This window comes from Roseomonas sp. KE2513 (genome assembly GCF_016107305.1).
GTDB lineage: Bacteria > Pseudomonadota > Alphaproteobacteria > Acetobacterales > Acetobacteraceae > Roseomonas.
Genome location: NZ_RCVR01000003.1, coordinates 47,230 through 59,793, shown reverse-complemented (window position 1 = coordinate 59,793; position 12,564 = coordinate 47,230). Strand labels below are relative to the sequence as shown.

Below are 12,564 nucleotides of genomic sequence, written 5' to 3'. Positions count from 1 at the left end.
ATAGTGACGATCTCCCTCGGCGCCCGTCACCCCTCCGGGTGCGGCAGCTCCATTTCCGCCCGCGTCCCGTCCTGGATGCGATAGAGCGCCATCTTTCCCTCGTGCAGCCCCGCCAGCGAGCGCAGCAGCCCCAGCCCCTCGCCCCCGTCGCGCGCTCCGGCATAGCCCCAGCCGTCATCCTCCACGAGGAGCCGCGTCGCCCCGGCCGCGCTCGAGAGCCGCACCCGCACATGCCCCAGCAGCCGCGCGTGCAGCCCGTGCTTTACCGCGTTCCCTACCATCTCGTGCGCCGCCCGCAGCAGCGTTCTGCGCAGCGCCGGCGGGCACTCGCCCTCCACGGTCATGTCCAGCCGCAGCACCTGGTCGGGATCGGCCATCAGCTCGATCGTCGTCTCGCAGACGCTCCGCAGCCGGTCCTCCATCCCGCCCGGCTCGCGCGTCATCCCGAACAGCGCGTCCGAGAGCGAGACGCTCAGCATCACCCGCCGCTCCAACTCCTCCATCACGCGCTGCCCACCGCGCGCCTCCTGCAGCCCCCGCACCTTGGAGACCTCGGCAAGCACCCGCTGCAGCGCGTTCTTCGTGTGGTGCCGCAGTAACCGCACGGAGATCGCCTCCGCCTCCGGCGAGGCCTCGCGCGGCACGGAAGACCAGGGCGCATCCTGGGCAGCGGCCTGAGGAGGGGGGCGGTGGGCGAGATGCGTCATGGCAGGAAATCCCCGAACTAAGCCTTTCGGCCCGGTGGGAATGCTATGTGGGAATATTTCCCACGTCAACGCTGTGTGGGACTTTTTCCCACATCCCACCCGTGGTAGAGCGCTCCCACCTCCTTCTCCGGTTCCGATGCCCGCCCCCATCCCCGCCGAGCCTCTCCCCACGGCCAAGCCGCCTATCCCGGCCCCCCCGCCGGCCGACGCCCTTCTCCGCCCGCTGCGCCGTCTCCTGCGCCCGCTGGTGCGCCTGCTGATCCGCGCCGGTCTCACCTTCCCCGTCGTCGCCGACCTCCTCCGCGGCCTCTATGTCGAGGTGGCCGCCGGCCTTGCCGAGGACGCCCGCGCCCGCACCGACAGCCGCCTCAGCCTTCTCACCGGCGTCCACCGCAAGGAACTCCGCCGCCTGCGCGAGGCCCCCATCCCGCCGGAGGAGGTACCCTCCGTCGTCACCGTGGGCAGCCAGATCGCCGGCCGCTGGCTCGGCCTGCCCGCCTATACGGACGAGGCCGGCCACCCCCTGCCCCTTACCCGCGCCGCCTTCGACGCGCTGGTCGCCTCCGTCACCACCGACCTCCGGCCGCGCACCGTGCTCGACAACTGGGTTGAGGCCGGCCTCGTCACCGTGGGGGAGGACGAGCGCGTGCGCCTGCACCGCTCCGCCTTCCTTCCCAACCGCCACGTCGAGGGGCAGCTCTTCTATTTCGCCCGGAACCTCCACGATCACCTGGCCGCGGCCGCGGCGAACGTCTCCGCAGCCGGAGACCCGCCCTTCCTCGACCGCAGCCTCCACTACGACCGCCTCCGCCCCGAGGCCGCCGCCCGCCTGGAAGCCGCCGGGCGGGAGGGCGCCTCGCGCCTCCTCCTCGACCTCAACCGCATGGCCCTCTCCCTGCTCGAGGAGGGCGAGGCGGAGCCCGGAACACCCACCCGCCGCGTGAATCTCGGCATCTACCTCTACCTCGAGGACGAGCCCCTCCGCCCCGCCGCCACCCCGGGCGAGGCCACCCCATGAGCCGCGCGCAGCACCGCCCGCTTCCCGCCCTCGCGGCCCTGGCCTTGCTGGCCGCCTGCGCCGCCCCGCGCCCCACCGTCCCGCCCGTCTCCGCGGCCTGCCACGCCGGCCCCGACGGCGGCCCGCCTCCCACCACCCTTGCCGACGGCGACCGCGGCATCGGCGGCACCGGAGTCAACGGCACGGGGACCGAGGCCGCACCCCCCGCCATCCTCGCCTCCGCCGAGGGCGATCGCGGCATCGGCGGCACTGGAATCAGCCGCACGGAGATCAACAGCACAGGCATCGGCAACACGCGCACCGGCATCGTCGGCGTCGTGACCGGCTTCGGCAGCATCTGCGTCAACGGCCTTCACGTGGACTACGACCCGGCCCAGCCTATCGCCTTCATGGACGGCCCGGCCCCGCCCGCAGCGCTGCGCGTCGGCCAAGTTGTTATCGTCGAGGCCGAGGGCCAGGACACCGCCCTCCGCGCCCGCCGCATCGCCGTCCGCCACGAGCTCGCCGGCTCGGTCGAAGCGGTGGAGGACGGCGCCCTCCGCATCGCCGGCCAGCGCGTCGCCACCGCCGGCGCCCTCCCCGCCAACCGCCGCTGGCGGGTGGGCGAGGCGGTGCTCGTCAGCGGCCTCCGCTCCCCCGACGGCACCCTCATCGCCACCCGCATCGACCCCCGCGCCCCCGACGCCCCCAGCCTCGTCCTCGGCCGCCTCTCGCGCCCGGACACCCCCGCCGGCAGGACCCGGATCGGCAACCTGCCCCTCCTCGTCCGTCCCGGCCTTGTCCTGCCGCCGGATGGCCCCGTCATCGCCCGCGGCCGCATCGAGAACGGCCTCCTCCTCGCCGACGAGGTCGAGGCGGACCGCCTGATGCGCGACCCCCCCGCCTATCTCGGCACCCCCCGCGTGCTGATGGAGGCCGAGATCGGCTTCGGCGACGGCCTCCTCCTCCTCGGCCCGGCCCTCGCCATTCCCGGCAGGCCGGGTCCCCTCGCGCCCGGCCGCCACGTCCTCGAACTCCACGGCGGGCCCGGCCGCGCCCTCTCCGTCAGCGGCGCCAACCCCATCCCGGCCGGCACCCAGCCCTTCGGCGAGCGCGCCCCCATGCCCGGCCGCCGCTTCGAAACCCGCCGCAACATGGAGCGCGGCCCCAGCGCTTGGTTCCCCAACGCCCACCAGGCCGGCGGGCGACCGGGCCATCGATAAGGGACCGCCGGGGCAGGGCAGCTCTGCTGGCCGCAGGAAGAGGAAGAAGGAATTCTTCCTCTCCCCCGACCCCTCACCATCATCTTTTTCTATCTGTTCGCCACATGGGGCAGCCAGTGCGCCTTGGGCCAGTGAGCCGAGGCGACGCCTCCAGGATGGCTCCGCGACAGCCAGACAGGGGTCAGGTGCCAGCAGCTCTTGGCGGGGTCGAGCGGCTGTCTCGGGCTGGAGAGGGCGGCGCCCTCTCCAACGCCCCAGCAACCACCCCTGGTATCAGAGGTTCCCTTTCCCCGACCGCTCCCGCCACTGCGGTCGTCGGGCCGGGTCGGCCCGCAACCAGAGATGGGCATCCCGTATGAAGCGCTGGCCAGGCCCGCCGCGCATCCGCCATGCCACGAGTAGCACTGTGGTCATGCTCACCAGCCACGAAGGAAAGTCGATCCTCATGCTTGGTTCCGTCCCCAGGTCGCCGTTCTCTGGCGGCGTTGGATTACAATACGATACCGAACCATTATTTTAAATAGCGATGATGTGAGCTTTTTTGAACGTGAGCTCGCCCTGGCACCCACTGGCCCCGGGGCGCATCGGATCGGACCCCATGGCCACCTGGTTCACCGCCGACACCCACTTCGGCCACGGCTCCCTGCGCGCCCTCCTGCGCCGCCCCTTCCTGACCACCGCCGCCATGGACGCGGCCCTCGCCGAGGCCTGGAACAGCGCCGTCTCACCGGATGACGAGATCTGGCACCTCGGAGACTTCGCCGTGGGCCACAAGGATCCCGCCGCCCTCCTCGCGGCCCTCAACGGCACGAAGCACCTCGTCGCCGGCAACAACGACCCTCCGGAAATCCGTGCCCTCCCCGGTTGGGCCAGCGTGCGCGACCTCGTGGAACTGGACCTGGACGGCCAGCGCCTCGTCCTCTGCCACTATCCGCTCCGCAGCTGGAACGGGCAGGGCCGCGGCGCCCTGAACCTCCACGGCCACAGCCACGGCCGCCTCAAGCCGCTCACCCGCCAGTTCGACGTCGGTGTGGACCCCCGCGGCTACCGCCCCGTCCGCATCACGGACCTTCGTCCGCCCCGCACCGCCGCATGAACGGCAAGCCTCCCGGCCCCGGCCGCCTCCCCGCCCTGCGGATCATGCTGCCCTTGCTCCGCCCCCACGCCGCCCGCGTCGCCGGCGCCGTGCTCGCCATGGGCACCGCCGCCGGCCTCCTCCTCGTCCTCGGCCAGGGCCTCCGCCACATCGTGGACGACGGCTTCGCCGGAAGGGATGGCGTCTCCAGCCTCGACGGCCACGCGCTCACGGTCCTCGCCCTCGTCGCCCTCCTCGCCGCCAGCACCGCCGCCCGGTTCTATCTCGTCTCCTGGCTCGGGGAGCGCGTGGGCGCCGCGCTCCGCCGCCAGCTCTTCGCCCACGCCCTTCGCCTGCCCCCCTCGCACTACGAGCAGCACCGCACCGGCGACGTGCTCACCCTTCTCACCGCCGATACCGAGATCCTCCGCAACCTCGTCGGCTCCGCCGTTTCCCAATGGCTCCGCGCCCTCGTCACCACCCTCGGCGCGTTGACGATGCTCTTCGTTACCAGCACCCCGCTCGCCCTCCTGGTGATCGCCGTCACCCCGCTGATCGTCATCCCCCTCGTCGTCTTCGGCCGCAAGGAACGCCGCCTCAGCCGTGCCGCCCAGGAGCGCGTGGCGGACCTCGGCGCCCAGGCCGAGGAAACCCTCAACGCCATGGCCACCGTCCAGGCCCATGTGCACGAGCCCGCCGACCTCACCCGCTTCACCGGGCGGGCCGAGGAAAGCGTCACCGCCTCCCTCGCCCGCGTCCGCGTCCGCGCCCGCCTGATCTTCAGCATCATCCTGCTCGGCTTCGGCGCCATCACCCTCAGCCTCTGGGTCGGCGGGCGGGAGGTCCTGGCCGGCCACCTCACCGGCGGCCAGCTCTCCGCTTTCATCTTCTACGCCGTCCTCGTCGCCACCTCCGTCACCTCGCTCTCCGAACTCTGGAGCGAGGTGCAGCGCGCCGGCGGCGCCGCCGAGCGCGTCCACGACTTCCTCGAAACCACCCCCGCCATCCGCCCGCCCGCGAACCCCCGCCCGCTCCCGGCCGCCAGCCCCATCGGCCGCCTCGCCTTCGAGGCCGTCCGCCTCCACTACCCCAGCCGCCCCGACCGCCCGGCGCTGGACGGCGTCACCCTCTCGGTCGAACCTGGCGAGACCGTCGCCCTCGTCGGCCCCTCCGGCGCCGGCAAGACCACCCTCTTCCAACTCGCCCTCCGCTTCCGCGATCCCGACAGCGGCCGCGTCACCCTCGACGGCATCGACCTGCGCGAGGCCGACCCCGCCGCCCTTCGCGCCCGCATCGGCCTCGTCCCGCAAGACCCCGTCATCTTCGGCGCCGACGTCCGCGACAACATCCGCTACGGCCGCCCCGACGCTACCGAGGCCGAGATCCGCGCCGCCGCCGAGGCCGCCGACGCCGCCGGCTTCATCGAGGCCATGCCCGCCGGCTACGGCACCTTCCTCGGCGAGAAAGGCGTCCGCCTCTCCGGCGGCCAGCGACAGCGCATCGCCATCGCCCGCGCCCTCCTCCGCGACCCGCCCCTCCTCCTCCTCGACGAAGCCACCAGCGCGCTGGACGCCGAGAGCGAGGCCGCCGTCCAGGCCGCCCTCGCCCGCCTCTCCCGCGGCCGCGCCGTCCTCGTCATCGCCCACCGCCTCGCCACCGTCCGCCGTGCGGACCGCATCGTCGTCATGGAAGCCGGCCGCATCGTCGCGGAGGGCACCCACGACCGCCTGGTGAGCGAGGACGGCCTCTACGCCCGCTTGGCGCGCCTTCAGTTCGCGGCAGGGTAAGGGCTGGCGCTGGTGACTCCAGGGGAGAGAAGGAATTCTCTCCCCCGGACCCCCACTCATCTTTTTCTATTCCTGTGAAATGCTTTGCGGCCGGTGCGCCTCGGGTCGTCGACCCGAGGCGACTGCACGTCCAAGAAGGGCGCTTAGAAAGAACCGGCTCCGATCACCGCATCCGCGCCAGCCAGATGGGGATCCAAGGGCCTCAGGCCCTTGGCGGGAGAGGTCCGGAGAGGGCGGAGCCCTCTCCGGGCGCCACCAGCGCAACCCCTCACGGCCCCGGCCCACTCCCCTCCACCGGCCCCGGCCAGACCAGCGGCGGCAGCCGCGCCACCGGGATCCGCGCCACCGAGAGCGCCCGTGCTTCCAGGGTCAGCGGCACCTCCAGCACCGGCGGCTCCCCCTCCGCCAGCGGCCGGGCCAGCAGCCCCACCACCCGCCGCGCGAGGGTCGCGTTCCGCGCCGTCACCACGCCCCCCTGCACCAACGCGTCCAGCACCGCCTCCGCCCCAGCCAGCTTCAGCGTGCCCGCGCCCATCGGCTGCAGGGCCTCGTCCAGCGCCAGCGTCGCCGCCACCTGCGCGGTGGCGGGCCCGTATTCCAGCTCCAGCCGGCGCAGCTCCACTGTCCCCCCGGCGTCCCGCCAGGTCGCCGCCCGGTTCGTCGGGTTGCGCCCGCCCGGCAGCGGCCCTGTCACCTCCGCGTCGATCCGCACGGCGCGGATCGCGCTCCCCAGCGGCGTCGCGACGGGCAGCGAGACGTTCTCCACCACCCCTTCCAGGGTAACGGCCGCCTCCCCCTCGATCGCGCTCATCCGGCTGTCGAAGCCGAGCGCGGCGGAGCCCACCTCCATCCCCCCGGCGGGCGTGCCGATCCGCAGCCGCAGCGCCTCGAACTCGCCGCCCCTGGGCACCACGTTTGCCTGAAGCGGCATCCGCGCCGTCAGCCGGTCCGCCGCGAAAGGGATCTCCGCCGCCCCCAGCCGCAGCCGCTGCGGCCCGCCGGCCGAGACCCGCAACTCCCCCCAGCGGTGCATCGCCACCCGCAGCACCACCGCCCGTGCCGACCAGTCGATTCCGCCGGGCACGGTCGCCCCGCCGCCCGAGAGCCGGAACTCCGGCAACCGCAGCGTCGCTGAGAGCGGCCATCCCCCCCGCACCGGCGCCGCGTGCTCGATCCGCCACCCCTGCGCCCGCCGCGCGGCCGCCCAGGCGTCGTAGCCCGCCTGCAGCCGCGCCCCCATGAGGTTCCAGAGAAGCGTATGCGCCAGCGCCAGCAGCAGGATCGACAGCAGCGCGATCCCCGCCACCCGCGCCCGGGTCAGCCGGAACCGCCGGGCGACCCGGGGCCCCTCTCCGGGAGAGACCCCCGCGGTACCCGGCGCCGCGGCCGGGGAAGGGGCGGGAGGGGCAGTCTCTGGCTCGCTCACCCCCCGCATATGCCCCCGCCCACCCCCGCTTGCCCAGCCCGTTCACCGGACTGGACACCCCACCGTCCACTCCATTCTTCACCCCACTGGCCGCCCCAGCCACGCACCCACCAAGCCATCACCCGCTGCACACTCGCCAGCGATCCCCTATGCTGCGCCTCACCGCCATGATCCCATCGCCCGACGCGCCCATCATCCCACCCGACCCCGCCCCGCTGCTCGAGACCGACGGCTCCCTCTACGTCTTCGGCTACGGTTCCCTCATCTGGAAGCCGGGCTTCGAGTTCCTCTCCTCCCACCCGGCGCGGCTGCACGGCTTCCACCGCCGCTTCTGCATCCTCTCCCACCGATACCGCGGCACGCCGGAGGCCCCCGGCCTCGTCCTCGGCCTCGACCGCGGCGGCTCCTGCCGCGGCGTAGCCTTTCGCGTCGCCCTCGAAGCGGCCGCCGCCACCCTCGCCTATCTCGAGGAACGGGAGATGACCGGCGGCGTCTACCAGCGCCGCCTCCTCCCCATCCGCCTGCTCGACCGCCACGAGACCCGCCGCGCCGTCACCTTCGTCGCCGACCGCGGCGCCACCGCCTATTGCGGCGCCCTCGACCCCCTCGCCGCCGCCGTCGCCATCAACCGCGGCCATGGCATCATGGGCCCGAACCGCGACTACCTCCTCAACACCGTCTCCCATCTCCGTGCCCTGGGCGTCCGCGACGCCGGCCTCGACCGGATCGCCGCCCTCCTCTCGCCGGACCGGTCCGGAGAGGACGCTTCCCTCACCGAACCTGCCGAGTGAACGCATAGCGTTCACCCCCCGAGCGCCCCGGGTCCTCGGAACCCCGTCCCTCCCTTGCGGCACCTTCCTCGAACAGGCGGTTGCCTCGGGGTCTCGACCCGGGGTGCGCCCTCCGCCGAATGATTTCAGCCTGAAGGAAAAGATGATGGAGAGGGGCCTGGGTAAGGGCAGATTTCCTTCTGCCTCTCCCCAGGGGATGGCGGCACCAGCCCTCCTCAACCTTGATCCCCTCGTGATTCCAGCCGCTTGCGCCGCCCTGTTCAGGCGCGCGCCTCACCCGGTGCGGCGCGCGGGTGACAGCAAAGCGCGCGCGCGGTTTTCCCACGACTTGTCCACAGGGAAGGGGATTGACCGCCCCTTAATCCCCAGACCGTCCACTTTTTGTTCCGGAATCAGCAGGGATTCCCAGTATTTTGTAGGTAAATCTTTGATTAGTAATAGTATTTACTTATCCACAGACCTTCGGAAAGCCCCGTAACAGCTGACTCCACAAGAGCTTGCCGCCCGGTCTTGCGCCATGGTCGAAACCCGGCCGTCCGCTTATTCCACCAACTTGTCCACAGTCCCCACCAGCTCCGCCGAGGCCGCCGAAACCGCGGCTTCCGCCTGCGTCATCAGCTCCGCGCGCGGCAGGCCCGGCGGGATCGGCGGCAGCACCGCGACGGTCAGCACCCCCGGACGCTTGGTGAAGGCCCGCTTCCCCCAAAAGCGCCCGGAATCGGTCGCCACCGGCACCACCGGCAGCCCCGTCGCCGCCGCCATGGCCGCGAAGCCGGGCTGCCAGGGCTGCACCTCCCCGGGCGCGGACCGCGTGCCCTCGGGGAAGATCACCACCTGGTACCCCGCCTCCGCCGCCGAGCGCGTCGCCCGCACCAGCCGCTTGAGCGAGGAGGCCCCCCCCTCCCGGTCCACGGGAATGGAGTGCACGTGCCGCGCCATCGCCCCCCAGCCGGGGATCCGCAGCAGCTCCTCCTTCATCACATAGGCCGGCCGCGGCAGGAGCGCGTGCCAGACCACCGTGTCGAAAGCCGACTGGTGCTGCGCCGCGACGAGCGCCGCCCCGCCGGTGGGCAGGTTCTCCCGCCCCGTCACCCGCAGCCTGATACCGCAGACCACCCGCAGCAGCCAGAGCGACCCCCGCGCCCAGCCGCGGAGGTAGCGGTGCATAACGTCGGGATGGAAGGCGAGCAGCGGCAGCCCGAACACCACCGTCAGCGCGGTGAAGCCGAAGAACAGCGGGTTGAAGATGGCGGAGCGGATGGCATTCACGGCAGGACACGCCTCGGACGTTCGGCAAGGACGGAAAGGCCGAGCCCCGCCCCCAGCAACTTCAGGTATTCGCGCAGCATCGGCACCGGCCGCGCGACGAAGGGCGGAACCGGATGCGGCCGGAAGGCCGCCTCCGGCATGGCGCGGCGCAGCTCCAGCAGGGCGCGCGGCATGTGGAACCCCGCCGTCACCACCGTGATCTCCCGCATCCCGGCAGCCCTCGCCCAGGCCGCCACCTCCCGCGCATTGCCGCGCGTGCTCGTCGCCTCCCGCCCCAGCGCGGTGCGGTCCGCGACATCGGCGGCCTCCAGCCCGGCCCGCCGCGCCAGGTCCGCCAGCCCCGATTCCGGCCCGACGCCCGAGACGAGCAGCCGCCCGTCCTGCCGCAGGAGCAGCAGTCCCAGCCCCGTCTCCACCCGCTCCGGCCCCCCCGTCAGCACCGCGATCCCGGGGGAGGGCGCCTCCATCCCCGGCGCCCGCATCCAGGCCCGCTCCAGGAACACCGCGAAGCCGCCCGCAAGGCCGAGCAACAGCATCAGCACGGCACCCAGTCCCAGCGCCACAGGCCGCCGCCACCCCCGGCTCCAGCGCCGGCGCCAGCCGCCACCCAATCCGCCGCCGAGCCCGCCACCCAGCGGACCACCCGCCGGATTGCCGATCGGGCCGTTCACCGGGCCGTCCAGCCGGTCCTCCATCCCCGGGCCGCCCTCCGCCGGCCGCAGCATCGCCGCCTCCTGCATCGCCGCGGACCTCACGGCATGTTCCTCAGCCAGCGCCGCACCGTCGCCTGCGCCGTCCCCCAGCCGATCGCCCCTGCCGCCGGTGGCAGCGCCGCCAGCATCCCCCAGGGCACCGCCCCGAAGGCCCCGCCCACCACCTCCTCGCCCGAGAGCGGCAGCGCCAGTCCCGAGAGCGCCGCCAGCGCCGGCACCGCGACCGCCGCGCCCCCCAGCGCCCCCAGCCCCGCCAGCATCGCCACGCGCCGCGCGAAGCGCCCGGCGATCCCGCCATCGGTGGCGCCGAGGTCGTGCAGCACCCCGATCGCTTCCCGCCGCGCCGCCAGCCCCGCCCGCGTCGCGACCGCGACCACCGCCATCGCCACCCCCGCCACCAGCACGAGCACCGCCAGCGCCACCCCTTGCACGGAGCGCGCCATGGCCGAGAGCCGCGCCACCCACATCCCGTGCGCCTCCAGCTCCGCCCCCGGCACCGCCTCCGCCAGCCGCGCCCCCAGCCGCCCCACGCCTTCGGCGGAGCCGCTGGCCAACCGCACCTCGATCACCCCCGGCAGCGCGAGGGAGGGCGCATCCCCCAGCCAGGGGCGCAGCAGCGCCGCCACCCGCTCCGGGCTCACCGTCTCCGCCGAGGCCACGGCGCGGTCCCCCCGCAGCAGCGCCAGCGCCGCCGCCATCCGCTCCCGCCCGGGGTTCGGCACCTGCACCGTCACGGCCGAGGCCGCCCCCGCCTGCCAGCGATCCGCCAGCCGGTCTGCCCCCTGGGCGCCGGCCAGCGCCAGCGCCGCCAGCAGCGCCATCGCCGCCACCAGCCCCGGCAGCAACCGGTCCGAGAGCGCGCGCCGCAGCCCCAGCGGGTCGCGCGAGATGCGCCGGCGCCGCTCAGCCAAGATCCGCCTCCGGCGGGCGCGAGCCCGGCCAGATGCTCCGCACGCGCGCGGAGAACCGCCCGCCCGCGGAAACCGCCGCGCTCGGCGGGGGCCGCCCATCCGCCCGCAGCCGCCCGGCATCCACCGCCATCTCGTCGGGCCCGGTTCCTCCGGGCTCCACCTCGCCTGGCTCAACCGCTTCCGGCCCAACCGCCTCGAGGCCCATCTCTCCAGGACCCGCCTCCGCACCCGCCGGCCCCGCCCCGAAGACCTCCGCGGCCGCCGCAGGCACCCGATGGGGCACCTCCTCCGCCGCCTCCCGGCCCACAACCCCGGAAGGCCCCTCCGGCAAGGCCTCTGCCCAGACCTCCCCCCGCGGATGCGGCCAGGGATCGAGCGAGAGGATCCGCCCCTCGTCCAGCGCCATCACCTGCCCCGGATGCTGCGCGATCAGGTCCCGCGAATGCGTCGCCACCACGACCGTGGAGCCCAGCCGGTTCATCTCCGCCAGCAGCAGCATCAGCCGCCGCGCCTGCCCGGCATCGAGGTTCCCCGTCGGCTCGTCCGCCAGCAGCAGCGCCGGCCGCGTCACCACCGCCCGCGCGATCGCCACCCGCTGCTGCTCCCCGCCCGAGAGCTGGCGCGGCAGCGAATCCTCCCGCCCCTCCAGCCCCACCCAGCGCAGCATCTCCGTCACGTCCGGCCGCAGCCCCGCCTCGGGCCGCCCCGCCAGGCGCAGCGGCAGCGCCACGTTGTCGAAGGCGGTCAGGTAGGGCAGCAGCCGGAACTCCTGGAACACCGCCCCGATCCGCCGCCGCAGCTTCGGCAGGTCCCCCCGCCGCGCCGAGAGCAGCGACACCCCCAGCACCTCCACCTCCCCCCGCGTCGGCCGCAGGGAGAGCTGCATCATCCGCAACAGCGAGGTCTTCCCCGCCCCGGAAGGCCCCGTCAGCCAGGTGAAGGAGCCCTGCGGCAGCGTGAAGGAGAGGTCGCGCAGCGTCTCCCGCTCGCCCGCCGCGCCACGGCGTACGGGATCGGGATAGCGGAGCCCGACCTGGGAAAAGCGCACCATGGCCGCGATGTGCCACGACAGGCGCCGGAACGGTAGCCGCCCCTCCGCGCGGCGTTGCGTTAACCGCGCCGCGGCAACATCCTGCGCCATGCGCGTCGCCTGCCCGGAATGTTCCGCGACCTACGAGCTACCCCCGCCCCTCGCCGCCCGCATCGGCGAGGGCCGCCCCCTGCGCTGCGCCCGCTGCGGCCACACCTGGGCGCCCAGCCCCGAGCCCGACCCCGCCGAACCCGGCCCAGAGCCGGTTCCCGCCGCGACGACGGCCCCGGCCGATCCCGTTCCCCGACCCTCGCCCGCCCCGCCGCCGCCCGAGGCCCCGCCGCCCCTCCCGCCCGGCTTTCCCCCCGACTTCCCCACCAGCTTCCCGGCTGACTTCCCTTGGCCCCTCCCCACCGGCGACGGCCCCGCGCCCCCGGCCGGACCCCCGCGCGCGGCCCTCGCCGCCGCCTGGGCCGCCTCCCTCCTCCTCCTTGCCGCCGCCGCCTGGGCCGCCCTGGCCTGGCGCGCCGAGATCACCGAGGCCTGGCCCCCCGCCGCCCGCGCCTACATCGCCCTCGGCCTCGGCGGCTGAACCCCGGCGCTGGACAGCCCGCCCCCCGCGTGCTCCCTCCGCC

12 protein-coding genes are annotated in these 12,564 nt (G+C 74.1%); 6 read left to right on the top strand and 6 right to left on the bottom strand.

From position 1 onward, the window contains the following. Positions 1 to 26: 26 nt before the first annotated feature. Positions 27 to 707, bottom strand: coding sequence for an ATP-binding protein (locus D9599_RS04050; RefSeq protein ID WP_198379948.1), 681 nt, complete (start codon positions 705 to 707; stop codon positions 27 to 29). 136 nt (positions 708 to 843) lie between these two features. On the opposite strand from D9599_RS04050, the gene D9599_RS04045 reads away from it, so the two are divergent. The 4 genes from D9599_RS04045 (at position 844) to D9599_RS04030 (ending at position 5,789) form a co-directional block, all read left to right on the top strand. Then, positions 844 to 1,725: a DUF6502 family protein gene (locus tag D9599_RS04045; protein ID WP_232480123.1), complete on the top strand. Its 882-nt coding sequence runs from the start codon at positions 844 to 846 to the stop codon at positions 1,723 to 1,725. Beyond that, positions 1,722 to 2,927, top strand: a complete 1,206-nt coding sequence (locus D9599_RS04040) for a DUF5666 domain-containing protein (RefSeq protein ID WP_198379947.1) — start codon at positions 1,722 to 1,724, stop codon at positions 2,925 to 2,927. The genes D9599_RS04045 and D9599_RS04040 overlap by 4 nt, the downstream gene beginning before the upstream one ends. 598 nt (positions 2,928 to 3,525) lie before the next feature. Further along, positions 3,526 to 4,023, top strand: coding sequence for a metallophosphoesterase family protein (locus D9599_RS04035; RefSeq protein ID WP_198379946.1), 498 nt, complete (start codon positions 3,526 to 3,528; stop codon positions 4,021 to 4,023). Continuing rightward, positions 4,020 to 5,789: an ABC transporter transmembrane domain-containing protein gene (locus D9599_RS04030; protein WP_198379945.1), complete on the top strand. Its 1,770-nt coding sequence runs from the start codon at positions 4,020 to 4,022 to the stop codon at positions 5,787 to 5,789. Before D9599_RS04035 ends, D9599_RS04030 begins: the two co-directional genes overlap by 4 nt. A 268-nt stretch (positions 5,790 to 6,057) precedes the next feature. On the opposite strand, the gene D9599_RS04025 is transcribed toward D9599_RS04030, so the two are convergent. Beyond that, positions 6,058 to 7,215, bottom strand: a complete 1,158-nt coding sequence (locus D9599_RS04025) for a DUF2125 domain-containing protein (RefSeq protein WP_198379944.1) — start codon at positions 7,213 to 7,215, stop codon at positions 6,058 to 6,060. A gap of 149 nt (positions 7,216 to 7,364) precedes the next feature. Between D9599_RS04025 and D9599_RS04020 the strand changes: the two genes are divergently transcribed. Then, positions 7,365 to 8,006 carry a gamma-glutamylcyclotransferase gene (locus D9599_RS04020; protein ID WP_232480122.1) on the top strand — a complete coding sequence of 214 codons (642 nt, stop codon included), beginning with the start codon at positions 7,365 to 7,367 and terminating at the stop codon, positions 8,004 to 8,006. A gap of 540 nt (positions 8,007 to 8,546) precedes the next feature. Here D9599_RS04020 and D9599_RS32110 read toward each other — a convergent pair. Genes D9599_RS32110 through D9599_RS04000 form a run of 4 tightly spaced genes read right to left on the bottom strand, consistent with a single transcriptional unit; the run spans position 8,547 to position 12,040 of the window. Next, positions 8,547 to 9,275: a 1-acyl-sn-glycerol-3-phosphate acyltransferase gene (locus D9599_RS32110; protein ID WP_198379943.1), complete on the bottom strand. Its 729-nt coding sequence runs from the start codon at positions 9,273 to 9,275 to the stop codon at positions 8,547 to 8,549. Then, positions 9,272 to 10,030, bottom strand: a complete 759-nt coding sequence (locus tag D9599_RS32205) for a YdcF family protein (RefSeq protein ID WP_198379942.1) — start codon at positions 10,028 to 10,030, stop codon at positions 9,272 to 9,274. The genes D9599_RS32110 and D9599_RS32205 overlap by 4 nt, the downstream gene beginning before the upstream one ends. After that, a complete protein-coding gene (locus D9599_RS04005; RefSeq protein ID WP_198379941.1) occupies positions 10,027 to 10,899 on the bottom strand; it encodes an ABC transporter permease in 873 nt (290 codons plus the stop codon). The genes D9599_RS32205 and D9599_RS04005 overlap by 4 nt, the downstream gene beginning before the upstream one ends. Continuing rightward, positions 10,892 to 12,040: a cell division ATP-binding protein FtsE gene (locus tag D9599_RS04000; RefSeq protein ID WP_232480121.1), complete on the bottom strand. Its 1,149-nt coding sequence runs from the start codon at positions 12,038 to 12,040 to the stop codon at positions 10,892 to 10,894. The genes D9599_RS04005 and D9599_RS04000 overlap by 8 nt, the downstream gene beginning before the upstream one ends. On the opposite strand from D9599_RS04000, the gene D9599_RS03995 reads away from it, so the two are divergent. Continuing rightward, positions 12,039 to 12,521, top strand: coding sequence for a zinc-ribbon domain-containing protein (locus D9599_RS03995; protein ID WP_198379940.1), 483 nt, complete (start codon positions 12,039 to 12,041; stop codon positions 12,519 to 12,521). The two genes, D9599_RS04000 and D9599_RS03995, sit on opposite strands and share 2 nt — an antisense overlap. Positions 12,522 to 12,564 lie beyond the last annotated feature (43 nt).